Raw genomic sequence first — 23,432 nt, 5'->3', positions numbered from 1 at the left:
AAATATTCCCTTATTGTCAGATCGAATATAATCGGAGGCGCTGATGACTGGGGCGTTACCTACGGCCGCGTCCCTATATGAGCGCGTCCGGCGGGTGATCCCGCCAGTCGAATGGTCGGCTCTGGCGGTCGAGCGCATGCTTTCGATATGAGCTGCGACATTCACGACATCGGCGGGGCACCGATCATCATAGGCGCTGGCGTGGCAGGCCTGATGACGGCGCTTCACTTGGCGCCGGAGCCGGTCGTGCTTTTGTCCAATGCGCCGCTCGGAACCGGAGCCTGCAGTGCGCTCGCCCAAGGCGGTCTTGCGGCAAGTCTCGGCGGCGAGGACGGCCCTGAATTTCATCTTTGCGACACACTTGGAGCCGGTGATGGGCTCTGCGACGAGGCGACGGTGCGGCGAGTTGTCCGAGCTGCGCCCAAAGCGATCAAGGCCCTCGAAGACTTCGGCCTCGCCTTCGACCGCTACTCTGACGGGCAGTTGCGGCTAGGGCTCGAGGCTGCGCACTCGCATCGGCGGATCGTTCATGCTGACGGCGACGCCACGGGTCGCGAGCTGGTCCGCGCGCTCATCGCCGCGGTGCGGTGCACAGCCTCGATCACCGTCCTGGAAAATATGGAGGCTCGCCGGCTCGTCGTGGAAGACGGGGCAATCATCGCCGTGCTTGCAATTTCGCGCACCGGCACAGTCGTCTTGCCCACACGCCGGGCGGTGCTGGCAACCGGCGGCATCGGCGGCCTGTATTGCGATACCACGAATCCGCCTGGCTCATGCGGGCACGGGCTGGCGCTCGCCGCCTGGGCCGGGGCGGAGTTCGCCGACTTGGAATTCGTGCAGTTCCACCCGACCGCGCTCGAGGGTCCGCGCCGACCGATGCCGCTGGTGAGCGAGGCGGTTCGCGGCGAAGGCGCAGTGCTCATCGACGAAACAGGAGAACGCTTCCTGGCTGAAACGCCGGGGGGCGAGCTTGCACCTCGCGACGTGGTCGCGCGTGCGGTGTGGCAACAGATAACTGGCGGGCACCGCGTGTTCCTGGACGCCCGGCAATGCCTCGGCCCGAGATTTGGCAGTCGCTTTCCGGCCATAGCCCGTTTGTGCCGCGAGGCAGACGTCGATCCCTCCGTCGATCCGATCCCGGTACGCCCGGCAGCCCATTATCACATGGGCGGCGTTGCTGTTGACGCGGCCGGCCGCTGCTCCGTCGAGGGATTGTGGGCATGCGGCGAGGTCGCATGCACCGGCCTGCACGGCGCTAACCGCCTCGCCAGCAATTCGCTCACCGAAGCGGTGGTCACCGCGAGCTGGGTTGCTGAAAGCGTTGCCGGCACATCTCACGCCAAACGGCGGCGCGTATGTTCCACGTTTGTGCCTACGCGGCCAGATCCTTCCTGCATCCGCCCGATCGTCTCCACCGCACTGGGCATCATTCGGGACGGCGACTCGCTGCGCGAGGCGGTAGCGAACTTGCTGCCGATCGCCGCTGGCAACGAGGCCGCATCCGATCCGGCGTTGGTCGCGCTTATGATCGCCATGGCGGCGTTGAGGCGCCAAGAGAGCCGTGGTTCGCACTTCCGCACTGATTTCCCCTGGCGCGATGCAGAGGCGTGCGCCGCCCGGCTGACACTGCGCGGCGCAATGCAGGGCGCGCTCGCACTTGGGTGGCAGGCACGGACACGGAGCACCTGACATGAAACCATTCGCACCCCTTCCCTCGGCCGTGATTGAACCGATCGTGCGCGGTGCCCTCCTGGAAGACCTGGGCAGATGCGGCGACCTGACCAGCGATGCGGTGATCCCGCATGATTGCACGGCCACTTTGATGCTCAAGTCGCGTGAGACGGGAATAGTTGCCGGCCTCGATCTGGTTGCGTTCGCCCTGCTGCTCGTCGAGCCTGCGATCCAAATGCAAATCTGGCGCCCGGACGGCAGCGAAGTCGCGGCCGGCGAGATCATCGCCAAGCTGTGCGGACCGGCGCGTGGCCTGCTCACGGCCGAGCGCACGGCGCTTAACTTCCTTTGCCGCCTGAGCGGCATAGCCACCGCGACAGCCGCGATGGTCGAGGCTGTGCGTGGCCATAAGGCAAAGATCGTATGCACAAGAAAAACGACGCCCGGTTTGCGCGCCCTGGAGAAATACGCCGTACGTGTCGGCGGCGGCGCCAATCACCGTTTCGGGCTCGATGACGCCGTGCTGATCAAGGACAACCACATCGCCATCGCCGGCGACATTCGCACGGCAATAGAGCGAGCGCGCGCCGCCGCGGGCCATATGGTGAAGATCGAGGTCGAGGTCGACACGCTGGAGCAGCTCGATATAGCGCTCGCGCTGGGAATCGACGCAGTGCTGCTCGACAATATGTCGGTTGAAGATCTTGCGCGCGCCGTGGCGACGGTCGATGGCCGCGTCATCACCGAGGCTTCCGGTCGGGTGACACCGATCACGGCCCCGGCGATCGCGGCGACCGGAGTAGATCTCATCTCCGTCGGATGGCTGACACACAGCGCGCCGATCCTCGACATCGGCCTGGATATGCCGGCCCACGGGTACGGCTGCAGCCTGAACTGATGGAAACGAAAAACGAAGAGCTAGCAGCCTCGGAGCTGAAGGCGCAGACAAGGTGCTGCAGGAGCCTGCACCCCGTTGGGCCCGCGCGCATTGCGCTGATCGATGGCTCATGTGGTAACAGGCTCGCCGGCCGACAGACTGCGGCATGCGTTCGTGGACCAGAAACAAAGAATTTTTGACGATGACGATTGGGAAGAAGTGGGGATGAACAAAGCCCTGGAACCGATGGACGGAGTGCTGGCGCGATGGAACCGCAAAGAGGCCGAGGCTATCTACGGCATGCCGTTCAACGACCTGCTCTTCCTGGCCCAGACCATCCATCGGCAGAACTTCGATCGAAACCGTGTGCAGCTCAGCCGGCTGCTGAGCATCAAGACCGGCGGCTGTCCGGAGGATTGCGGCTATTGCAGCCAGTCTGCGCATCACGGAACTGGCCTGAGAGCGTCGAAGCTGATGGAGGTCGAGCGTGTCATCGCCGAGGCGGCCAAGGCGCGTGAGGCCGGAGCCACACGCTACTGCATGGGCGCTGCCTGGCGAAACCCCAAGGCGCGCGACATGGATGCGGTCGTGGCGATGGTCGAGGGGGTCAAGGCGCTCGGCATGGAGACCTGCATGACTCTCGGCATGCTCGATCTTGAGCAGGCCACACGTCTAAAACAGGCAGGCCTCGACTACTACAACCACAACATCGACACCTCCGAGCGCCATTACGGTGGGGTCGTCTCGACCAGGACCTTCGCCGACCGGCTGGAAACGCTTGAGCACGTGCGCGAGGCCGGCATGAAGGTCTGCTGTGGAGGCATTGTCGGGATGGGAGAGGAAAAGGCCGACCGCATCGACATGCTGATCACGCTCGCAAATCTGCCTGAGCCGCCCGAAAGCGTGCCGATCAACATGCTGATCCCGATCGATGGCACGCCGCTCGGCCAGTCCAAACCCATCGATCCGATCGAGTTCGTCCGTACCATTGCGCTCGCCCGCATTTTGATGCCGAAGTCCTATGTAAGGCTCTCCGCCGGTCGCACCGGCATGACCGACGAGATGCAGGCGCTGTGCTTTTTTGCCGGCGCCAACTCGATCTTCGTCGGGGACACGCTGTTGACGGCGGACAATCCCGGCGAGGACAAGGACAGGCTTTTATTTCAGCGTCTCGGCATCGAGCCGATGGAATGCGAGGCCAAATGAACGAGCCGCCGCTTGATCGCTTTGAGGCGACCTTGCAGGGGTTGGCGCGCAAGGATCGGCTGCGGACGCTTTCGCCCCGCACCGGGGTCGATTTCTCCTCGAACGACTATCTCGGACTTGCCGCCTCCAGGAGACTTGGCGATGCTGTCGCGGGGGCGATCGGACGGGGTACTCCGGTCGGCGCTACCGGATCGCGGCTATTGCGCGGCAATGCACCCGAACACGAGGCACTGGAGGCGGACGCGGCGGCATTCTTCGGGACCGAACGCGCGTTGTTCTTCGGCAGTGGCTACATCGCCAACTTTGCACTGCTGAGCACACTGCCGCAGAAGGGCGATCTGTTGATCCTCGACGAGCTCGCCCATGCCAGCATGCATGAGGGCGCGCAGGCCGGACGCGCCGAGGTCAAGCTGGCCGCACACAACGACGTCAACGCCGTCGAGGATGCGATCACCAGTTGGCGCTCCGAAGGCGGCATGGGGCGCGTCTGGATCGCGGTCGAAAGCCTCTACAGCATGGATGGCGACCGTGTGCCGATGGAGAGCCTCGTCGACCTTGCCGATCGGCACGAGACATTCCTTATTGTCGACGAGGCGCATGCCACCGGCGTCTGGGGGCCAGATGGCCGGGGGCTGGCCGCCGCGTTCGAGGGCCGCGACAACATTGTCGCGCTCCACACATGCGGCAAAGCACTCGGCGCGTACGGCGCGCTCGTCACAGGACCGCGAACGCTGTGCGACTATCTCATCAACCGGTGCCGGCCATTCATCTACGCCACTGCACCGTCGCCCCTGATGGCGGTCGCGACGCGCGAAGCGCTCGCCATCCTGTCAGACGAGCCCACGCGCCGCGCTCAGTTGCGCGAGCGCATTTCCTTCGCGGGTCGGCAATTGGCCGAGCAGTGCGGCGTGACGCCCAGCGGCTCGCAGATCCAGCCGTTTGTCATCGGCGATGTCAGGCGCACCATGGCGGTGGCGGCGGCACTGCAGGCCCGCGGTTTCGACATACGCGGCATTCGTCCGCCGACCGTGCCCGAGGGTACATCGCGCCTGCGCATTTCGCTGACGCTCAACGTCGGGGAAGCCGACATTTGCGCCATGGTCGAGGCGCTCGTCGAGGTGTTGGCGACGGCATGACCAAGCGCCTCGTCGTCACCGGAACAGGCACCGGAATAGGTAAGACGGTGTTTTCGGCGGGAATCGCCGGCTTGCTTGACGGCTTCTACTGGAAGCCGGTGCAATCGGGCCTCGACGAGGAGACGGACAGCGAGGTCATTGCCCGGCTTTCCGGCTTGCCCGCGGGGCGCGTCCTGCCGGAGGCCTATCGCCTGAAAAGCCCGCTCTCGCCGCATCGCTCGGCCGAGATCGATGGTGTCGCCATCGAAGCGGCGGATCTTGCCTTTCCGGTTTTACCGACACCGCTCGTAATCGAGGGCGCCGGCGGGCTGATGGTGCCGCTCAATCGACAGACAATGTTCATCGATATATTCGCGCAGTGGGGGCTGCCGGTCATACTGTGCGCCGGCACCGCGCTCGGAACGATCAACCACACCTTGCTCTCGATAGAAGCGCTGCGGGCCCGTTCCATCCCGCTCCTCGGTATCGCCTTCATCGGCGAAGAGGTGGCCGATACCCAAAGGACAATCGTGGAGTTGGGGGGCGTGCAACAGCTCGGCAGGCTGCCACACCTCCATCCACTGACGGGTGAAACGCTGAGAGACGCGATGGTTGCCAGCTTCGACGTTGCCCTGATCGCCGGAGGCGAATGATGCTGCGGTCCCATGTCTGGCATCCGTTCACCCAGCACGCGCTTGAAACAGCCATCCCTGAAATCGTGCTGACGGAAGGCGCCTATCTCCACAAGGCCGACGGCGCGCGCATCCTGGATGCCATTTCCTCTTGGTGGGTCGTCACCCATGGCCACCGTCATCCTCGCATCATGAAGGCTATCGAGACGACCGCGTCTGCCCTTGATCAGATCATCTTTGCCGGCTTCACCCACGAGCCGGCCGAACGACTGGCCGAGGCGCTTGTCGGCCTCACTCCCCCCGGCCTCGACTGGGTGTTCTATTCCGACAGCGGCTCGACCGCCGTCGAAGTCGCTTTGAAGATGGCGCTTGGCTATTTCCGCAACCTCGGCGCACCGCGTTCGCGCATCGTCGTCATGGAGCACAGCTACCACGGCGACACGATCGGCACGATGAGCGTCGGTGCCCGCGGCGTGTTCAACGCCGCCTACGAGCCCTTGCTGTTTGAGGTCGACACCATCCCGTTCCCCGTCGCCGGGCGGGAGCAAGAGACGCTTGATCGGTTCGAGGCAGTCTCCCGCGACCGGCACGCCGCCGCGCTGATCGTCGAGCCGCTCGTGCTTGGCGCCGGCGGCATGCTAATGTACCCGGCCTGGGTTCTCAGCGAATTGAAGAGGATCGCCGAGGCCTCCGGCACGCTGCTGATCGCCGACGAGGTGATGACCGGCTGGGGACGCACCGGAACCATGTTTGCCTGCGAGCAGGCGAACATCTCTCCTGATATCCTGTGCACCTCGAAGGGCTTGACCGGCGGCGTGATCCCTTTGGCGGCCTCGCTTGCCACCGACGCCATCTTCCAGGCTCACTATTCCGAGGACCGGAGGAAGACCTTCTTTCATTCGAGCTCCTACACCGCCAATCCGATTGCCTGCGCGGCCGCACTCGCCAATGTCGAGATCTGGCGCGACGAGCCGGTGGCCGAGCGCATTGCGACCTTGAGCGCGAGGCAGGCTGCCGGACTTCAACGCTTTCGGCCCAATCCCTACTTCACCGACAGCCGGGTGACCGGCACGATCGCGGCCCTCGATCTGCGCACCGGCTCGGCCGGCTATCTGGCCGAGATCGGGCCAAAACTGCGTGCATTCTTCCTCGAGCGCGGCATGCTCGTGCGCCCGCTCGGCAATGTCCTCTATCTTCTGCCGCCCTATTGCATCACCGGCGACGAGCTCGACGGGCTCTACAACGCCATCGAGGAGGCCGGCGAACGTTTCGGGGCGAGGTCATGAGCAGATCGTCGTGCATTCTCGGGTTCGGTCACCATGCGCCGGCGCGTAAGGTGGAGAACCCGGAAATCGAAGACCGTCTCGGACTAGAACCCGGCTGGATCGAGCGCCGTACCGGGATACGGTCGCGCTTCTGGGCAGCGGACGAAGACACGCTGTCGGGACTTGCCGCCCTTGCCGGCGACATGGCGCTGGCGAACGCCGGCATCGACCGGAGAGAGATCGGCCTGCTGTTGCTCGCCACCTCGACACCCGATCACCTTCTGCCACCAAGCGCGCCGCTGGTCGCACACCGGCTTGAGCTCGGGCGATCCGGCGCGATCGACCTGACCGGCGCCTGCGCCGGCTTCATCTATGCGCTGGTGTTCGCCGACGGCTTCACTCGCCTGCACGGCAAAGCGAGCCTTGTCATCGCCGCCAACATCCTCAGTCGCCGCATCAATCCCGCCGAGCGCGCCAGCGCCGTGCTGTTTGCCGATGCCGCCGGCGCCGTGGTGATTGGTCCGTGCGACGACCCCGACCGGGGCATTCTCGGCGCATCGGTGGATTCGGACGGCTCGCGCTACGGGCTGATCCAGATTCCCGCCGGCGGAAGCAACACGCCGTTCCATGGCGACCTCGACCTTGAGCAGACACGGATGACGATCACCGACGGCCGTGAAGTGTTTGCGAAGGCGGTGGAGATGATGACCGCATGCTCGCAGGACGCACTCACTGCTGCCCGAATGCGTCCGCAGGACATCGATCGGTTCGTGCCACATCAGGCCAATGCCCGCATTTTCGATGCCGTCGGACGGAACCTCAACATAGCAGGCCACGCAATCGTCAAGACGATCGCCGAATATGGCAACTCTTCCGCCGCGACGATCCCGCTGTCTCTGTCGCTGGCTCATCAAACGGAACCGTTTCGGCAGGGCGAGAAAATGCTTTTGGCGGCAGCGGGTGCCGGCCTCACCGGAGGCGCCCTCATCCTCGGAATTTAGCGGTACGACGGCCATGAACAGGATTGGTCACGAATGACACTAGCAACACGGGCCCAATGCGAAAAATTACTCGCCGGCAAGTTACATGGGCGCTGGCTAGGTGAACAAGAGCGATCACCCTGCAGACGATTCTTGTCGAGCAGCGACGATCGGAGGCTTCCTTGCTGGGCGAGACGTGGTTGGCGCCAGTCCAGGAAAGCGGAGTTATCCGAGCTCATGCGCACCCTCCTCATTGCGATGAAGTCATCCTAATCGATATGTCGGCCCTTCTGATCCACTGATCAACATCGTAACGGCAGTAGTGGCAGACGTGAATTGAATAAGCGGCCGCTGGAAGGCGTCAATTGTCATGCAGTCCGAAAAAAATGCTCATCTGCCTATCTCAACAACGCTCGCTCCATTTCGAAACCAGGTGTTTCGCTCGATCTGGACGGCCACGCAAATATCCAGCCTCGGGTGGCTCGTGCAAACGGTCGCCATCAGTTGGCTAATGGCCACGATTTCCGCTTCGGATCTGATGGTTGCACTTGTGCAGGCCGCATCGACGTTGCCGGTGTTCTTTCTCTCGATCTTGGCCGGAGCCATCGCCGACAACTTCAGCCGCCGATGGGTGATGTTTGCGGGGCACTGCCTGATAGCATTGGCGTCAACGACGCTGATGATTTCCGTGGGCCTGGGATTTGCAGGTCCCTGGTTAATTCTCGGATTAGGCTTCCTGGCAGGCTGCGGCTTTGCCTTGAATGATCCGGCCTGGCACGCTTCTGTTGGCGATATACTTCACAAGCGCGATATCCCGGCCGCGGTGACGCTTATGTCTGTCGGATACAACATTGTGCGCAGCGTTGGTCCGGCTTTGGGTGGCGTGGTCTTGGCATTCTTTGGACCGCTGGCCGCTTTCGGGTTGGCAGCGCTGAGTGATCTGGCGCCGCTAACCGCAATATGGCGCACCACATGGGATGTTCGCACGTCACCTCTCCCGCGTGAGCGAATGACGATGGCAATTCATGATGGAGTCCGCTTCACGCTCATGTCGTTGGAAATCAGGGCAGCGATTGCCCGTGCAGCCCTTTTCGGGTTGGCAAGCATCTCCATCCTTGCGCTGCTCCCTCTAGTGGTCCGGGATCAGCTGAAAAGCGGCCCAATCATCTATGGCATCTTGCTGGCGGGCTTCGGCATGGGTGCTTTCATCGCCGGCATGAGCAATAGCTTTCTAAGGCGGATCACGTCTCAAGACAGGCTGGTGTCGTTCGCCTCTGTTGCTTGTTCAGCATGTTGCCTTTCCCTTGCCCTCACATCGTCAGTCGCTGTCGCGGCCATTTCGCTGGCACTTGGTGGCGCGGGTTGGCTTATCATCTGGACGGGCATTGACGTGTCGGTTCAGCTGGCAAGCCCAAGGTGGGTGGTTGGCCGCACACTGTCGATCTACTACGCCTTGAGCGCAGGCGGGATGGCGGCCGGCAGCTGGATCTGGGGTACTGTCGCACAGATCTACTCCTTAGGCTGGGCTTTGGAGGGTGCCGCGGGCGCTCTGTTGCTCGTTGCAGCTGCGGGAATTGTGTTGCCGGTCCGTCCATGGGAAGAAACGGATCAGGAGAGTTCGGGTTTTCATCCGCCGGAGCTGGCACTCGAGTTGAAGCCCAGGAGTGGTCCCATAGTGGTCAAGGTCGAGTATCTTATATCCGAAGAGAATATCGAGGCCTTTCTGGGTTACATGCGCGCAAGGCGCCATGTTCAGAGCCGTGCCGGGGCGCGAAACTGGACACTCCAGCGCAATCTTCAAGCGCCTTCGATTTGGACAGAGACATTCCGCACGCCAACCTGGATGGACTTTCTTCGCCTGAATCATCGGCTCACGGCAGCGGATAAGGAAGTCAGCCAGCGTCTCTTGGCACTGCATGATGGAGAGCGTCCTCCGCAAACAGTGCTTTCGATCGAACGAACGACTGAGGCAGCTCGAACCCGTGCCTCGACAATCGTTTCTCGTCCTCCGAGGTGACGTGATCACCAAGACGGCCGCATCGTGCATTGGGAGCTGCCGCGAGCAGCGCGAAGGCCGCATCACCAGCAGACGAGGCTATGCGTAAGTCGCTCTCTCGCGAATACCATGCCGCGGCGGGCCTCGAGGCGCAGGAACGGTCTGTGCTGGGCTAGCTTCGAGGCGGCGCTTGACATGGGTCTCCGCGCTGGTGCGCCGCCTGCGCACAAGACGATCAGCATCACCGTCGAGCGTGCCCTTCAGTCAGCGCGTTGCGGCTCAGAGACCTGCGCCGAGAATTGGTCTGCGCCGCTGCAAACGGGCCGTGCTTGGCACCATTCAGATGCGGCAGCGGGGCTCCCGCCTGACAGCCGAGCGGCGGACGCAGCATGGTATCTCGACCCGAGGCTTCACAGCGAACAAAATGCTGACGGTATCGAACGAAAGTGTCACATATCGAACATACGAAGCGTGTCCGAAACCGCAGCTTTCGTGCTCTGCCTGACCCCCAAAAGCAAAAGAAGAGACGAAGTTGCCGGGCATTTAAGTGTCCCGCGAGCTACCTCTTCAGTATGGCACGTCCCTTGCTGCTCTGCATCTAACCCGGCCGGCAACCCACAAATAGCAGAGATAAATAATAGCTTCGTTCAGAAGTGCTGACTCCTAAATGAATGTGTTTGGCTGAGCTGCTGGAAGCAAGGCAACAGGCGTTCTGTCTTCCCTTGAGCCTGACATAGGCCGAGTCTCACCTTGTATGGCAGTTGGCGACCAAGCACAGTTGTTTATTTCATAAATCTATCGTCGTTAGCGATTCTTATTTCGAATTAAATGTTGCAAACGGCCACTTTCTAACTTCAACACGCAGGAAGTACCTTTTGTGCCACATTTAGACTTTAAACATAGATCAGAAATGAAGGTAAGCAGCCTTCTTTTTGGCTCAGTTGCAGGCCTGATCTCCGCTTCCGTCGCTTGCGCGGCGGAAGAAATCTCTGCGTCGGACCCGACCGAATACGTCAAGATCTGCGACGTCTACGGTTCGGGTTACTTCCATATCCCCGACACTGAGATCTGCCTGCGCATCGGGGGCTACATCCGTTACGACGTCGGCCTCGGCGATGTCCGATCGTATGACGGGGCAAGAACCACCGATGTGAGAACTGGCGAGGCTCAGGGCACCTGGCGAAACAAGACGCGTTTCACGTTCAAAACTTGGACGCGCCAGGAGACCGAACTCGGCGCACTGAAGACCTACACTGAAAACGGCGTGAATTTCGGCAACCGCAACGCTTATCCAGGCCCGGACACCCCTCAGAACTATGGCTTCAACAGCGGCGTCAAATTGACTTCCGCCTGGATCCAGCTTGGTGGCCTGCGAGTTGGTAAGGATCATTCGGCCTTCGACACGCTTACAGGCTACGCCGGGAACGTCCTCAATAACGCACTCGTTCCGTACGGCGACTTCGATACCAACGTGGCCCAGTATTACTTCGATGCTGATAATGGCTTTTCGGCTCTGGTTTCACTTGAACAAGGGTCGGGTGTAGTCGGTACTATCGACAGCCATGTTCCGCACGTCGTCTTCGGCGTAAAACAAACGCAGGGCTGGGGCGCGATCACCAGCGTAATCGCTCGAGACAGCAACCACGATGCTTTGGCCGGCAAGATCCGCGTCGATGTCAACGTCACGGATGACCTGTCGCTATTCGGAATGTTCGGCTATGGCTCCATCGGCGTTATCAACGATGATCCAACCAATGCAATCGGCGCTCACGGTCGCGGCTTCTATAAAACTTGGAGCGGCAACTGGGCTTTCTGGGCCGGCTCCACTTACACACTCGACGAGAAAACTTCGTTCAACCTTCAGGTCTCGGGCGGTCAGTTCAAGAACTATGGTGTGGCCGCAAACGTCGTCTACACGCTCGTTGCCGGTTTCACGGCGACGGCCGAAATCGATTACGGCCACTACGGCAATTTCGGCATCGGCATGGTCGACCCTTCGAACGTGAATTGGACGAAGGCTGACAAAAAAGATTGCGTCGGCGGCATCCTCAGTTTCCAACGCTCATTCTAATGGAATGAAACTCTCTCGGTGGTCGATTGCGCGACTAGTCCCGATCATCACGAGGTGCCAAGCGCAATCTGTCACCGTTTTGCTCACGGTTGCTCGGTCATGATTGAAATGGCGAACCGTCCGATTATAGTGGTCGGCGCAGGGGTTGTTGGCCTCTGTGTCGCCTACGATGCCACAAAACGCGGAGCTAACGTCACGATCGTGGATCGCGATCCGGTAGGCGATAAAGCGTCTTGTGGCAATGCTGGATGTATCGCTGTTACCGAGGTACTTCCAGCGTCTGTGCCCGGTTTATGGAAAAGAGTGCCCAGGTGGATACTTGATCCCCTTGGCCCATTGTCATTGAGGATGACTCATATCCCGCGGCTGCTCCCATGGCTGTGGAACTTCGCGCGGGCTGGATCGCCGGCAGAGGTGCAGCGGATTTCGCGAGCCCTTGCAGCGCTGAACCATCGGGTTTACCGCGACCTTGTTCCTCTGCTTGCAGATATTGGATTGAGCGGGCACCTCCATCGGAAGGGCGCTCTCACAGTTTACGAAAGCGAAAGAGGCTGGCATGCCGCCACGCCCGGGTGGGAAGCAAAGCAAAGGCTTGGTATCGAGGTTCGTCACCTATCGGGAGACCAGGCCAGGGAACTGGAGCCGGCGCTAGGCCCACTGGTCAAGAGCGCGATTTTAACACCTCAGTGGTCGCACGTCTCCGACCCAAAGCGGGTGGTCGATTGTCTGCGCTCCTGGCTAACGGCCAATGGTGCGAGAGTCCTTGCGGCCCAAGTCTCTCGTATCGCATCAAGTCCCGAGGGCGGCACGGTTACCCTGGCCGACAGCTCTGTTTTGAACGCATCCAAAATTGTCGTAGCCGCCGGCGCATGGTCGGCAGAACTTTCTCGCCAGCTTGGCGACAATGCCCTGCTCGAAAGCGAGCGCGGCTACAACACCACAATCGCTGCACCCCAGATCGCACTCAACCGGACGATGATCTTTGCAGAGCGCAACTTCGTGGCAACACCTCTCTCTATCGGTTTACGCATCGGCGGTGCGGCCGAGTTCGGAGGATTGCGAGCCAGCCCGAATTTTGCTCGCTCGAAAGGCTTGGTTGAGCTTGCAAAGGCTTACCTCCCGGCCCTGGATGGCCACGGCGGCATGGTGTGGAGCGGCCACCGGCCCGCGACCCCGGATACCTTGCCGGTCATCAGCCGCTCCGCGACCCATGCTCACATTCTGTATGCGTTCGGGCACGGTCACCTCGGCCTCACACAAGGCCCAACCACGGGCAAACTGGTTGGCGATCTGCTGTCCGGGCGTGACCCGCCAATATCACTCGAACCCTATACAATCGAGCGCTTCAGTGCCGCCGGGCGGACAACTAGTCTTTGAGCCAGGCGATCCGGAATGTCGCGATGCATTTTGCCTAAGCGGGCTTTGGTGACGATTGGAAGCGTTGATGATCGATGAGGTTAAGTGTGCCGATTCCTCTTCACTGCGCTTGACAAGATAGGGCCCGCCTGCCCAACTGAGGCATTCACCAGGGGAGTCCCGGCAAGGGACTGAGATACTGCTGGCTTTCGCGGCGCAGTGACCCGTTGAACCTGATCCAGTTCATACTGGCGTAGGGACGGTGCAAGCGGTTCGCGGGAGTCTATGCCCGAGGTCCTGTTTCGGCAGGGCGACCGAAGCGTCTTTTCATCCTTCCGGCACAGAACTGGGTCTCCAATGCATGAGCAAAGGAGCCTCACGATGTATGCCCTCACCCCCGCCGTGTCGACGGGACCACTGCCCGCCTCGCGGAAAATCCACAAGCCCGGTGCCATCCACCCGCAGATCAGGGTGCCGATGCGCGAAATCTCCGTCCATCCGACGGCCGGCGAGCCCCCCGTCGCCGTCTACGATCCGTCCGGCCCCTACACCGACCCGACCGTCGAAACCAGTATCGAAACCGGTCTTGCCCGACTTCGGCACGAATGGATCACGGCGCGCGGCGATGTCGAGACCTATGACGGCCGCCACGTCCGGCCGGAAGACAACGGATTCGCGACAGGCGAGCGGCTGACGCCGGAATTTCCCAGCCGCAACCGGCCGCTCAGGGCCAAGGCAGGCAAGGCGGTGACCCAGCTTGCCTATGCGCGCGCCGGCATCATCACGCCAGAAATGGAGTTCGTCGCCATCCGCGAAAACCTTGGCCGCGAGACCCTGCGCGGCAAGCTTGAGCGCGACGGCGAAGCCTTCGGCGCCGCGATCCCGGATTTCGTCACCCCGGAATTCGTGCGCGACGAGGTGGCGCGCGGCCGCGCCATCATCCCTTCCAACATCAACCATCCCGAGAGCGAGCCGATGATCATCGGCCGCAATTTCCTGGTGAAGATCAACGCCAATATCGGCAATTCAGCAGTCACCTCATCGATGGGGGAGGAGGTCGAGAAGATGGTGTGGGCGATCCGCTGGGGCGCCGACACGGTGATGGATCTCTCGACCGGGCGCAACATCCACAATATCCGCGACTGGATCGTGCGCAACGCGCCGGTGCCGATCGGCACGGTGCCGATCTACCAGGCGCTGGAGAAAGTCGGCGGGATCGCCGAGGCGCTGACCTGGGAGGTCTATCGCGATACGCTGATCGAGCAGGCCGAGCAGGGTGTGGATTATTTCACGATCCATGCCGGCGTGCGCCTGCCCTACATTCCGCTCACCGTCGACCGCGTCACCGGCATCGTGTCGCGCGGCGGCTCGATCATGGCCAAGTGGTGCCTGCATCACCACAAGGAGAGCTTCCTATACGAGCATTTCGAGGAAATCTGCGACATCTGCCGCACTTACGACGTGGCGTTCTCGCTCGGCGATGGCCTTCGCCCCGGCTCGATCGCCGACGCCAACGACGCGGCCCAGTTCGCCGAATTGGAAACGCTCGGAGAGCTCACCAGAATCGCCTGGGCAAAGGACTGCCAGGTGATGATCGAGGGCCGCGGCCACGTGCCGATGCACAAGATCAAGCAGAACATGGACAAGCAGCTCGCGGTCTGCGGCGAAGCACCGTTCTATACGCTGGGACCGCTCACCACGGACATCGCGCCGGGCTACGACCACATCACATCAGGCATAGGCGCGGCGATGATCGGCTGGTTCGGAACGGCAATGCTTTGCTACGTCACGCCAAAGGAGCATCTCGGCCTCCCCGACCGCGACGACGTCAAGACCGGCGTCATCACCTACAAGATCGCCGCCCACGCCGCCGACCTCGCCAAGGGCCATCCGGCGGCGAAGGTCAGGGACGACGCGCTGTCGCGGGCGCGCTTCGAGTTCCGCTGGGAAGACCAGTTCAACCTGTCGCTCGACCCCGAAACCGCGCGGTCCTTCCACGACCGGACCTTGCCCAAGGAAGCGCACAAGCTGGCGCATTTCTGCTCTATGTGCGGGCCGAAGTTCTGCTCCATGCGTATCTCCCACGACATCCGCGCCGAAGCGCAGAAAGAGGGGATGGCGGCGATGGCGGCGAAATACCGCGAGGGCGGCGATCTCTACATGCCCGCGGACAAGACCGGCATTCCGCTTACGGCAGAAGCGTCATGAGGGTGCTGATCCAAGGGGCCGGCATCGCCGGCCTCACCGCAGCCTTCGAACTCGCCACCCGCGGCGCCGCGGTGGCCGTCGCGGAGACAAGGCATGATCTGGGCGGCAACGCGTCGTGGTTCGCCGGCGGCATGCTGGCGCCATGGTGCGAGCGTAAACGCGCCGAACAGCCGGTGCTGGATCTCGGACGCGGAGCCGCCGACTGGTGGGATCTGGCGACGCCTGGCCAGGTGACACGGGCCGGAACACTGGTCGTGGCCGCGCCGCGCGATGCGGGCGAGCTCGACCGCTTCGCCAGCCGCACGACGGGTCACCGGCGTGTCGATCAAGACGAAATCGTGCGCTTGGAGTCCGACCTCGCCGGCCGTTTCCGCCGTGGACTGGTCTTTGCCGACGAGGCCCATCTCGACCCCCGGCAGGCCATGGCGGCTCTTCATGAGAAGCTCATAGCCATGGGGTCGAATTCCGTTTCGGCACCGACGCTCAAGCTGTTTCCGGTTTCGACCATCAGATCGACTGCACGGGAAGCGCGGCGGCCGACGGCAGACTGCGCGGCGTGCGCGGCGAGATGCTGATCCTGCGCACACCCGATGTCTCGCTGTCGCGCCCGGTCCGGTTGCTTCATCCGCGCTTTCCGCTCTACGTCGTGCCGCGCGCCGACCACCATTTCATGGTTGGCGCGACGATGATCGAAAGCCAGTCCGGGGGACCGATCACGGTCCGTTCGACGATGGAGTTGCTCGGCGCGGCCTGCGCGCTCCATCCGGCGTTCGGCGAGGCCGAGATCCTTGAAACCGGTGTCGGGGTCCGTCCGGCTTTTCCCGACAATCTGCCGCGCGTCGAAACGAGCGGAGGCACCGTCGCGATCAACGGGCTTTATCGCCATGGGTTTCTCCTTGCGCCCGCCATGGCGCGGCAAGCAGCCGAATTTGTCTTCAGACACGACGAACCCGTGGAGTCTACCCATGAAACTGATCGTCAACGGCGAAGCGCATGAGGTTGCCGCCACCACGCTGGCGGAACTGCTTGCCGCGCTCGACTACGAGGGCGATTGGCTGGCAACGGCCGTCAACAGCGACCTCGTGCACAAAGCCCATCGGGCGGAGTTCCAGTTGAGCGACGGCGACCGGATCGAAATCCTCTCGCCCATGCAGGGAGGCTAGCGATGCTGGAGCTTTTCGGGACGACGCTTCCCTCTCGCCTGCTACTCGGAACGGCGCAATATCCGTCGCCAGCCATCCTCGCCGATGCGGTTAAGGCGTCGGGCACGTCGGTGGTGACCGTCTCGCTGCGCCGTGAGATGGCAGGCGGCAGGGCCGGGGAAAACTTCTGGTCGCTGATCCGCGCGTTGGGCATGAGGGTCCTGCCCAATACCGCCGGTTGCCACTCCGTCAAGGAAGCGGTCACGACCGCGAAGATGGCGCGCGAAGTGTTCGGCACGACCTGGATCAAGCTCGAAGTGATCGGCAATCACGACACGCTGCAGCCGGACGTGTTCGGCCTGGTCGAAGCCGCGCGCATCCTGTGCGAGGACGACTTTGCGGTGTTCCCCTACACGACCGACGACCTCGTCGTCGCCGAGCGGCTCCTGGAGGCGGGCTGCAGGGTGTTGATGCCGTGGTGCGCACCGATCGGTTCCGCCCTCGGACCGATCAACATGACGGCGCTGCGCTCGATGCGGGCGCATTTCCCTGACGTCCCACTGATTGTCGATGCAGGGCTCGGAAGGCCATCGCATGCGGCAACAGTCATGGAACACGGCTTTGACGCCGTGCTGCTGAACACGGCGGTCGCCAAGGCGGCCGACCCCATCGGCATGGCGCGCGCATTCGGCAAGGCGGTCGAAGCCGGTCGCGAAGCCGTTCGCTCGGGAATGCTCGAGCCGCGCGAGGTCGGGATGCCGTCGACGCCGACAATCGGCAAGGCCGCTTTCTCATGAAGCTCGATCCCTTCTACCTGATCGTCGACAGCGCCGCGTGGATCGAGCGGCTGGTGCCGCTCGGCGTCAAGCTGGTTCAGTTGCGCATCAAGGCTATGGGCGAAGCCGGGTTACGAGCGGAAATCCGCAAGGCGAAAGCCTTATGCGCCGAGCACCAATGCCGGCTCATCGTCAACGACCATTGGCAGCTGGCCATCGAGGAAGGCTGCGACTTCGTCCATCTCGGTCAGGAGGACCTGCAGAGCGCCGACCTCGGGCGGATACGCGCAGCCGGTATCAGGCTCGGGCTCAGCACGCATGATCATGCCGAACTGGAAACGGGGATGGCCGCCGGGCCCGACTATGTCGCGCTCGGACCGATCTACCCGACCATCCTCAAGGCGATGAAATGGGCTCCGCAAGGCCTTGAACGGATCGGCGAGTGGAAGCGCTGGGTCGCGCCGATCCCTCTGATCGCCATCGGCGGCCTCAATCCTGACCGGCTCGACGGTGTTTTTGCAGCCGGCGCCGACAGCGCCGCGGTGGTCACCGACATAACGTTGAATTCCGATCCCGAGACGCGGACCCGGGAATGGATCGCAAGGACGGAGCGATGGCGCTGAGACGGGAACCCCACGTCCTTGTCGTTGCTGGATCGGACCCAAGCGGGGGTGCTGGACTTGCCCGGGATATCGAGACGATCTCTTCCATTGGCGTGCGCACCTGCCTGGCCGTCACCGCGCTGACGGTGCAGACGCACGAGGGCGTTGCAGAAATACACTGTTCGTCGCCAAGCCTGGTGGCCGGCCAGATGCGCGCCGCGCTGCAGGCCAACGACGTGGCGGCCGTCAAGATCGGCATGCTGGCGACGGCCGGGACTGTGGCTGCCGTAGCCGCCGTGCTGCACGAGAATCATCACGTGCCGGCGGTGCTCGACCCGGTGCTGGCCTCGACCTCGGGCCGGGCGCTGCTGAACGCCGATGCCATTAGCGTCATGGAGCGTGATCTGATGCCGCTTTGCCGCCTGGTCACCCCCAATCTCATCGAGCTGGCGCTGCTTGTCGGCACCGAACCGGCAGCGGGCGAGGACGGCGTGCTGGAACAAGGACAAAGACTGCTGGCCGCCAGGCCCCAGGCCGTGCTGATCAAGGGGGGCCACGCTTCCGGACCGCGATCAACCGACATCCTGTTGCGCTCCGATCACGAGCCAATCCGTTTCGACGCACCGCGCCTTGTCGCATCGATGCGAGGAACAGGGTGCATGCTGGCCAGCGCGGTGGCGGCGCATCTGGCGAAGGCGAAGCCGCTTGAGGATAGTGTGCGCGAAGGCAAGCTGTTTGTTTTCGAGAAGCTGCAGAAGAAGACGGCCACTCGTGACAGCGCCTCACTGGCCCAGGCCTGTGTGAACGTCGTTCGCGACCGGAGGTAGCGGTGCTGACGCCCAAAACGTGGTTCCTGACGGATCAGGCGCGAGCTGCGCGTTCGCGCTTCAAGGTCGGCGAGGGCTACACGTACTGACCTCGCTCAGACCGACGCTCCGCGCGGCGCTGCCGCGGCGCAATTGGCCGCTGCCCGTGAGCAGGCCCTGGTGACCGTGGCGACCTATCGTCAGATCGTCGGGGCAGGAGCCGGGGGGCGCCCCTGCTCGGATCGATGGAGTACATCTGCAAAGTTAGACGCCTTAAGGAAGCGAGATCGTCTGACCACCCGCGTTTGCAGTAGGTGCTTGAAGCTTTGAGCCTTGAGAAGCTTCCGTTTACCCATCGCCCGACTCCGTGCACGACCAAGGGGCCGGGAGCTTTGTCGAGTCGGGCGGATGAATGAGATCGCGCAAACCAATCTCGGCCCGCCGAAGGCGCCAAATCCAACCAATGACGGTAACCCGCTGAAACCACCCACTTCTTTTTGGATCGGACAGATATGGTAACAATTAGACCCCAAGTTGCGGGCAAATTGGGAGCATTCCGATGTCTGAATGCTGAAAAGATAGTCTTGAAAAGGTATTCATTACGGAAATGGTCTAACGAGCAGCCCTGACCAGCCTCTCAGCAAGTCTTGTCTTTCGAGCGATGATCTCTGATCCTTCATAGGAAAGGTGGCCGCTGTCTCGGTAGAGAGATTTGCCGTCAATCTCGGTTCTGCATTTTGTATCGTCGCAGAGAAAGTCGTGGTAAGAGACAACCTCTACGTCCGCTTTCACAGCCACTTGGTTCAAGAGCTCAAGAGTGCGGGATCGCATCCGGCGATAATCGGTGACATAGATTTGGCAATCACTGTGCCGCCCGAGCATAAGATTTCCTCTCACCTTTCGCTCAAGGCAATCGCCGATATCGAAACCTGCGACTGGCGGGGGAGCAAGTACGACCACTCGCCTGCCCAAAGCGCGAACGGCCTCGATGAGAGACTTGATACCCTCAACGGCTCCATCTACCGAAGTGTCAACTTCCGTGAATGTCCGGTCACGCCTCTTCAGCAGCATGAAGTCTTTGGAGTCAGGGGCGTCAAATGGGCTCGAAATGACAACGGTCTTTATCCCCGGCCGATTTTTCAGGATACCCAAAACATTGTCATTGAAGCGAATACAGTCCTCGGCGAAGGAGGGAGACGCTACGCGCTTGAACGCAGCAACGCCGATGGCGGGGAAGCACCCGCTCATCGTGAGTTGAGCCAGACCGGCCTCTCCGATCGTCTTGGCCAAGCCGGGAACCAGTGCCATGGCAAATGAATCGCCCCAGACCAGCAATTCGGGCCTGTTCGTCGTCTGGCAGGCCTCCGGAATGGCCAGGGGAGGCGATCCAGATGTGAAATCACATTGCCTTGCCAGGCCGTAATTGATCCGTCGGCTCTCGGAAAAGCCAACCCTACTTTCGGCTGCGCCAATGTCGACTGACGATGCGAAGCCGAGAAGAACCGTTGCGGCAAGGAGCCCTGAGGCCATCCGTCCACGAGATGCGAAGAATCCCTGCCGGAACGGCTTTTCCACGAAACGGTGAAGAACTAAGCTTGCTACAACTGAGAAGGCAACTGCCGCATAGATCGCAAGCGCGGGAGGCTCTGCCAGCCAAGCAGCCCGCACATATACAAGCACCGGCCAATGGACCAGATAGAGCGAGTACGAAATATCCCCGATCTTCGCCATGCTTCGAACCGCCACATTATCCCTGCTGGGCGACAGCAGGAGGATTAGGGTTGCCAAGCAGACCAAAGCGGCATCCACGATCAGGTTCTGCGAACCAAGTCCAATGGGAATAAGGAGGATAAGCACGAGCGCCGGGAGGCGCAGCGCCGCAAACTTGGCCGCCACGCGAGCGCTGGCGGGAAGCAATGCCCCGAGCGAACCAATCGCTATTTCCCAAAAGCGGGTCGGCATAAGGTAAAATGCAGCGTATGGGTGACGAATGGCCACGTAGAGACACAGTGCGAGGCTGGCAACCAGGAGCAAACTAACCGCTGTAAGCCGCCATCTCTTGGGAGCCAAGGCCAAGAAAGCGGGAAGCAGCAGATAATACTGTTCTTCGACAGCGAGCGACCAGAAATGCAGGAGAGGCTTCGTTTCGGCCGATTCGCCGAAATAGTCCGCCTGATTCCAGAGAACGATATTGCCGGTGAATGTGAGCGCCCCAAGGACTTGACTTCGGAAGTCTCCCAGACCCACATCTGATAGGAAGAAGGGTGCAGCGATCGTCGTGAGCGCAATGACCACATAGGCCGTGGGCAACAGGCGCTTCGCACGACGATAATAGAATTCCCAAAAGCTGAACCGTGACTGCTCAAGCTGGGTCGCGATGAGGCCGGTGATCAGAAAGCCTGAAATTACGAAGAAAATATCCACGCCGAGATAACCAAACGGCGCGATTTGGGTATGATAAAGGACAACCAGCAGGACAGATAGACCCCGCAAGGCCTGGACATCGGCTCGAGAGTCTCGCGGCATAGAAGACCTGATGAAATTCAATGTGCCCGTGTACAATCATCCGCTGGATCGATAGCGGTCATCTGCCGGCACTCGCCCCACATATAACTAAGAAGCTGCCGGCTGCAGGTGTCGGAGATACTTGGTTCCATTATTGTTGTCTTTCTAATGGAGCATGCCCGCTACTTCGTATAATCGATTGTTTGAATGCCATACTTCCAGGCTATGGATCGCTCGCACACGCCTTTGGCTCGACGCTTTGACGGAGGGAAAAAACTTACGGTGACGCAACAGTCGGCAACCTCCCCAACGGCAAGAATGCGCCGGCCTTGTCGCGCGCGAAGTCGTGCTGCGTCATCGGATAGGTCTGCCCGCGGTGACGCAGTCGATCGCCTATAGCCGGCCGACAGTCGGAAACAGCACCCAGATTGGCGCCGCCAGGCCGGCCCGGCCTGCCACAGGAACTCAAATCTGTGCGCACCCTGCAGCGAAACCAGTTCGGCACCCTGCCCGACTACAACAGACGAGATGCCATCGCCATGAAGGGTTGGCGGTCTTGTGCCACATGTCCTCGCGGGCCGCTGTTGAAGGCCGGTGCTGTGGCCGCGCCAGTCCGGCCCATTGCGCGACAGGCGGACGCATCAGGCAATGCAGGGCGCCCACATGGCCGGTGCACAGATCGTCGACCAGGCGTTCGAAACCACGACGCTCCACAGCGCCGCTTGCGCTTCGTCCCAGATCCTCGTCGATCACCTCTGCTTTGCGGAACCCCCAAGCGCCGCCCGACATCGACAAGCTCATACTAGCATGCCCATGCCGAGAGCAGCGGCCGGAAGCCGCGAGGGCAGCATCGGGTGCATCAAACACCACGGCAGGCGCGTCACCTCTCGACCGGAGGCAGACGAGCGACTGATACAGTCACATGAACGATGCTTTCCGAAAGCCCTTCTTCGACATTCTCGGGCTGATCTCGCTCCAGCACGAGCTTAGACGCCTAAACCACGCTGCATGAACCGTCGTGTACGGAACCGTACGCACGGTGGTGTGGGAGCAGGGAGACCGCAAGGCGCCCAGCCGACGGTGGCTCAAGGTTGAGCTGGACCTGCGCCTGAGTGGACTGACGCTCATAAACGATGGCTTTGCGCCTGAGCAGGGCAATCGGAATGAGATTACCGCTCGTCATCGCAGCTCTCCTCCTCCGTTGCGACGCCGGCGACCATCAGTACGTTGGCGAGCCGGGCTGTCACTATCGTCGGTTGCGCTGAACTCAGCCCGTTCAGCTTCTGCGAGTCGAGTGGCAAGCTGAGTTGGCGAACGACGACGAGAGATCGTGTCGAGGGTGCAGGGTTCTCATGTTGCGCCTTTGTGATGGTGAAACCATCTGGAGAGCCTCGCCGGAAACCGCGTTCGATCAAGAGATTGTTAAGCTCAAGCAGCGCGGCAAGCGATACGCGCGGGGAGCCAAGGTCCATCGCCGCGCAAGCCACGGGACTCGACCACCAGGCCGGAGCGGTAACGAAATGCCTGGGCGCTACGAGATGAATGATCCGGCCGCACCGACAGTCCGCCCGCGACAGACGAATCAAGGCTGATTCACTTCGTCGCAGGTCAGCCTGCCTGAACCGGAACGCGGGTCCTGCGCGCCTCGTGGACCCGCCGGTAGTCGAGACCTTCGAGCCGCGCCTACAACTGCGCGGCCGTCTGCGGCAAGCCATTGAGCGATTCCTTTTTCCGTCGTGCGAGCGCAGAAGTGCGGCCACCCGAATAGATCGGTATGATCAATGCCGCACCGATGCTGGCTGAGCTAGTCGTGCCGTCCTACTGGCTGACGATAGGCGAAGTGTTGCAACAGGCGCTCAAGACGCCACAAGTGGAAAATGTGGCAGAAGCGCACCTTCGGCCGGTTTCGGTGCCGCGTGGACCAGATGCTCCGAGCCGAGGGTTGGCAGGGTGCTCGCTTGATGCGGTCACGGAAGCCGCATTAGACTCGCCGGCAACAGCTTCGACACGGGGCGGCCCTGAGCTGCTTGAGGAGGGCGAACGGTTCAATAGCGACCCGCCGAAGTGAGGCGCGGAGTGCCGCGGATTGCGCGTGAATGCATCCAAAACGTGAATGTTCTTAATTGAAGCAATCGATTTCTCTAGTCGACGGATGATGAATATGAAGGCGTCACGAGGACGAGGATGCGATCTGGGACACCCACTCGGCGCAGATAGCTCGGAC

17 protein-coding genes, 2 pseudogenes and 1 riboswitch are annotated in these 23,432 nt (G+C 61.8%); of the genes and pseudogenes, 17 read left to right on the top strand and 2 right to left on the bottom strand.

Going from position 1 to position 23,432, the window contains the following annotated elements:
- Positions 1–147: 147 nt before the first annotated feature.
- The 16 genes and pseudogenes from CK230_RS25840 to CK230_RS25765 all read left to right on the top strand — a co-directional run bounded on the left by CK230_RS25840 (position 148) and on the right by CK230_RS25765 (position 18,724).
- Complete coding sequence (locus tag CK230_RS25840; RefSeq protein WP_095796117.1) at positions 148–1,689, top strand: L-aspartate oxidase; 1,542 nt, start codon at positions 148–150, stop codon at positions 1,687–1,689.
- Between the two features lies 1 nt (position 1,690).
- A complete protein-coding gene (nadC, locus tag CK230_RS25835) occupies positions 1,691–2,569 on the top strand; it encodes a carboxylating nicotinate-nucleotide diphosphorylase (RefSeq protein ID WP_095783637.1) in 879 nt (292 codons plus the stop codon).
- Between the two features lie 204 nt (positions 2,570–2,773).
- Positions 2,774–3,754, top strand: a complete 981-nt coding sequence (gene bioB, locus CK230_RS25830) for a biotin synthase BioB (protein WP_095796118.1) — start codon at positions 2,774–2,776, stop codon at positions 3,752–3,754.
- Complete coding sequence (locus CK230_RS25825) at positions 3,751–4,890, top strand: 8-amino-7-oxononanoate synthase (RefSeq protein ID WP_095796119.1); 1,140 nt, start codon at positions 3,751–3,753, stop codon at positions 4,888–4,890. Before bioB ends, CK230_RS25825 begins: the two co-directional genes overlap by 4 nt.
- Complete coding sequence (gene bioD / locus CK230_RS25820; protein ID WP_095796120.1) at positions 4,887–5,522, top strand: dethiobiotin synthase; 636 nt, start codon at positions 4,887–4,889, stop codon at positions 5,520–5,522. The genes CK230_RS25825 and bioD overlap by 4 nt, the downstream gene beginning before the upstream one ends.
- The gene (locus CK230_RS25815) at positions 5,522–6,787 is read left to right on the top strand and encodes an adenosylmethionine--8-amino-7-oxononanoate transaminase (RefSeq protein ID WP_095796153.1); all 1,266 of its coding nucleotides are present in this window, start codon (positions 5,522–5,524) and stop codon (positions 6,785–6,787) included. Before bioD ends, CK230_RS25815 begins: the two co-directional genes overlap by 1 nt.
- Positions 6,784–7,767, top strand: coding sequence for a beta-ketoacyl-ACP synthase III (locus tag CK230_RS25810; RefSeq protein ID WP_095796121.1), 984 nt, complete (start codon positions 6,784–6,786; stop codon positions 7,765–7,767). Before CK230_RS25815 ends, CK230_RS25810 begins: the two co-directional genes overlap by 4 nt.
- Before the next feature lie 349 nt (positions 7,768–8,116).
- Positions 8,117–9,763 carry an MFS transporter gene (locus tag CK230_RS25805; protein WP_095796122.1) on the top strand — a complete coding sequence of 549 codons (1,647 nt, stop codon included), beginning with the start codon at positions 8,117–8,119 and terminating at the stop codon, positions 9,761–9,763.
- Between the two features lie 889 nt (positions 9,764–10,652).
- Positions 10,653–11,813 (top strand): porin, encoded by a 1,161-nt coding sequence (locus tag CK230_RS25800; RefSeq protein WP_095796123.1) that lies wholly within the window; start codon positions 10,653–10,655, stop codon positions 11,811–11,813.
- A 99-nt stretch (positions 11,814–11,912) separates the two neighbouring features.
- Complete coding sequence (locus CK230_RS25795) at positions 11,913–13,190, top strand: FAD-binding oxidoreductase (protein WP_095796124.1); 1,278 nt, start codon at positions 11,913–11,915, stop codon at positions 13,188–13,190.
- A gap of 140 nt (positions 13,191–13,330) precedes the next feature.
- Positions 13,331–13,447, top strand: a riboswitch (TPP riboswitch).
- 103 nt (positions 13,448–13,550) lie between these two features.
- Entirely contained in the window at positions 13,551–15,377 is a 1,827-nt protein-coding gene (thiC, locus tag CK230_RS25790; protein ID WP_095796154.1) for a phosphomethylpyrimidine synthase ThiC, read from the top strand.
- Positions 15,374–16,374 (top strand): annotated as a pseudogene (gene thiO / locus CK230_RS25785) (glycine oxidase ThiO). Before thiC ends, thiO begins: the two are co-directional and overlap by 4 nt.
- Positions 16,343–16,540, top strand: coding sequence for a sulfur carrier protein ThiS (gene thiS, locus CK230_RS25780; protein WP_095796125.1), 198 nt, complete (start codon positions 16,343–16,345; stop codon positions 16,538–16,540). Before thiO ends, thiS begins: the two are co-directional and overlap by 32 nt.
- Before the next feature lie 2 nt (positions 16,541–16,542).
- Complete coding sequence (locus CK230_RS25775) at positions 16,543–17,316, top strand: thiazole synthase (RefSeq protein WP_095796126.1); 774 nt, start codon at positions 16,543–16,545, stop codon at positions 17,314–17,316.
- Positions 17,313–17,918, top strand: coding sequence for a thiamine phosphate synthase (locus CK230_RS25770; RefSeq protein ID WP_095796127.1), 606 nt, complete (start codon positions 17,313–17,315; stop codon positions 17,916–17,918). Before CK230_RS25775 ends, CK230_RS25770 begins: the two co-directional genes overlap by 4 nt.
- Positions 17,909–18,724 (top strand): hydroxymethylpyrimidine/phosphomethylpyrimidine kinase, encoded by an 816-nt coding sequence (locus CK230_RS25765; protein WP_095796155.1) that lies wholly within the window; start codon positions 17,909–17,911, stop codon positions 18,722–18,724. The genes CK230_RS25770 and CK230_RS25765 overlap by 10 nt, the downstream gene beginning before the upstream one ends.
- A gap of 591 nt (positions 18,725–19,315) precedes the next feature.
- Here the strand turns inward: CK230_RS25765 and CK230_RS25760 are convergent.
- Positions 19,316–21,229, bottom strand: a complete 1,914-nt coding sequence (locus tag CK230_RS25760; protein ID WP_095796128.1) for an acyltransferase family protein — start codon at positions 21,227–21,229, stop codon at positions 19,316–19,318.
- A 307-nt stretch (positions 21,230–21,536) separates the two neighbouring features.
- A pseudogene (locus CK230_RS33675) lies at positions 21,537–21,738 on the bottom strand (aldose 1-epimerase family protein); the annotation flags it as partial.
- Between the two features lie 1,244 nt (positions 21,739–22,982).
- Between CK230_RS33675 and CK230_RS32680 the strand changes: the two are divergent.
- A complete protein-coding gene (locus CK230_RS32680) occupies positions 22,983–23,276 on the top strand; it encodes a hypothetical protein (RefSeq protein WP_141246097.1) in 294 nt (97 codons plus the stop codon).
- Positions 23,277–23,432 lie beyond the last annotated feature (156 nt).

Source organism: Mesorhizobium sp. WSM3859 (assembly GCF_002295065.1).
In the GTDB taxonomy this organism is placed as follows: domain Bacteria; phylum Pseudomonadota; class Alphaproteobacteria; order Rhizobiales; family Rhizobiaceae; genus Mesorhizobium.
The sequence above is the reverse complement of the archived record's forward strand: the minus strand, read 5'-3'. Positions and strand labels throughout refer to the sequence as shown.

Coding starts and splice junctions, on each gene's coding strand:
- CK230_RS25760 (WP_095796128.1), bottom strand. CDS start 21,229: ATGCCGCGAGACTCTCGAGCCGATGTCCAGGCCTTGCGGGGTCTATCT.
- CK230_RS25765 (WP_095796155.1), top strand. CDS start 17,909: ATGGCGCTGAGACGGGAACCCCACGTCCTTGTCGTTGCTGGATCGGAC.
- CK230_RS25770 (WP_095796127.1), top strand. CDS start 17,313: ATGAAGCTCGATCCCTTCTACCTGATCGTCGACAGCGCCGCGTGGATC.
- CK230_RS25825 (WP_095796119.1), top strand. CDS start 3,751: ATGAACGAGCCGCCGCTTGATCGCTTTGAGGCGACCTTGCAGGGGTTG.
- nadC (WP_095783637.1), top strand. CDS start 1,691: ATGAAACCATTCGCACCCCTTCCCTCGGCCGTGATTGAACCGATCGTG.
- CK230_RS25805 (WP_095796122.1), top strand. CDS start 8,117: ATGCAGTCCGAAAAAAATGCTCATCTGCCTATCTCAACAACGCTCGCT.
- bioD (WP_095796120.1), top strand. CDS start 4,887: ATGACCAAGCGCCTCGTCGTCACCGGAACAGGCACCGGAATAGGTAAG.
- CK230_RS25810 (WP_095796121.1), top strand. CDS start 6,784: ATGAGCAGATCGTCGTGCATTCTCGGGTTCGGTCACCATGCGCCGGCG.
- thiS (WP_095796125.1), top strand. CDS start 16,343: ATGAAACTGATCGTCAACGGCGAAGCGCATGAGGTTGCCGCCACCACG.
- thiC (WP_095796154.1), top strand. CDS start 13,551: ATGTATGCCCTCACCCCCGCCGTGTCGACGGGACCACTGCCCGCCTCG.
- CK230_RS25800 (WP_095796123.1), top strand. CDS start 10,653: ATGAAGGTAAGCAGCCTTCTTTTTGGCTCAGTTGCAGGCCTGATCTCC.
- CK230_RS25795 (WP_095796124.1), top strand. CDS start 11,913: ATGATTGAAATGGCGAACCGTCCGATTATAGTGGTCGGCGCAGGGGTT.
- CK230_RS25775 (WP_095796126.1), top strand. CDS start 16,543: ATGCTGGAGCTTTTCGGGACGACGCTTCCCTCTCGCCTGCTACTCGGA.
- CK230_RS25815 (WP_095796153.1), top strand. CDS start 5,522: ATGCTGCGGTCCCATGTCTGGCATCCGTTCACCCAGCACGCGCTTGAA.
- bioB (WP_095796118.1), top strand. CDS start 2,774: ATGAACAAAGCCCTGGAACCGATGGACGGAGTGCTGGCGCGATGGAAC.
- CK230_RS25840 (WP_095796117.1), top strand. CDS start 148: ATGAGCTGCGACATTCACGACATCGGCGGGGCACCGATCATCATAGGC.
- CK230_RS32680 (WP_141246097.1), top strand. CDS start 22,983: ATGATCAATGCCGCACCGATGCTGGCTGAGCTAGTCGTGCCGTCCTAC.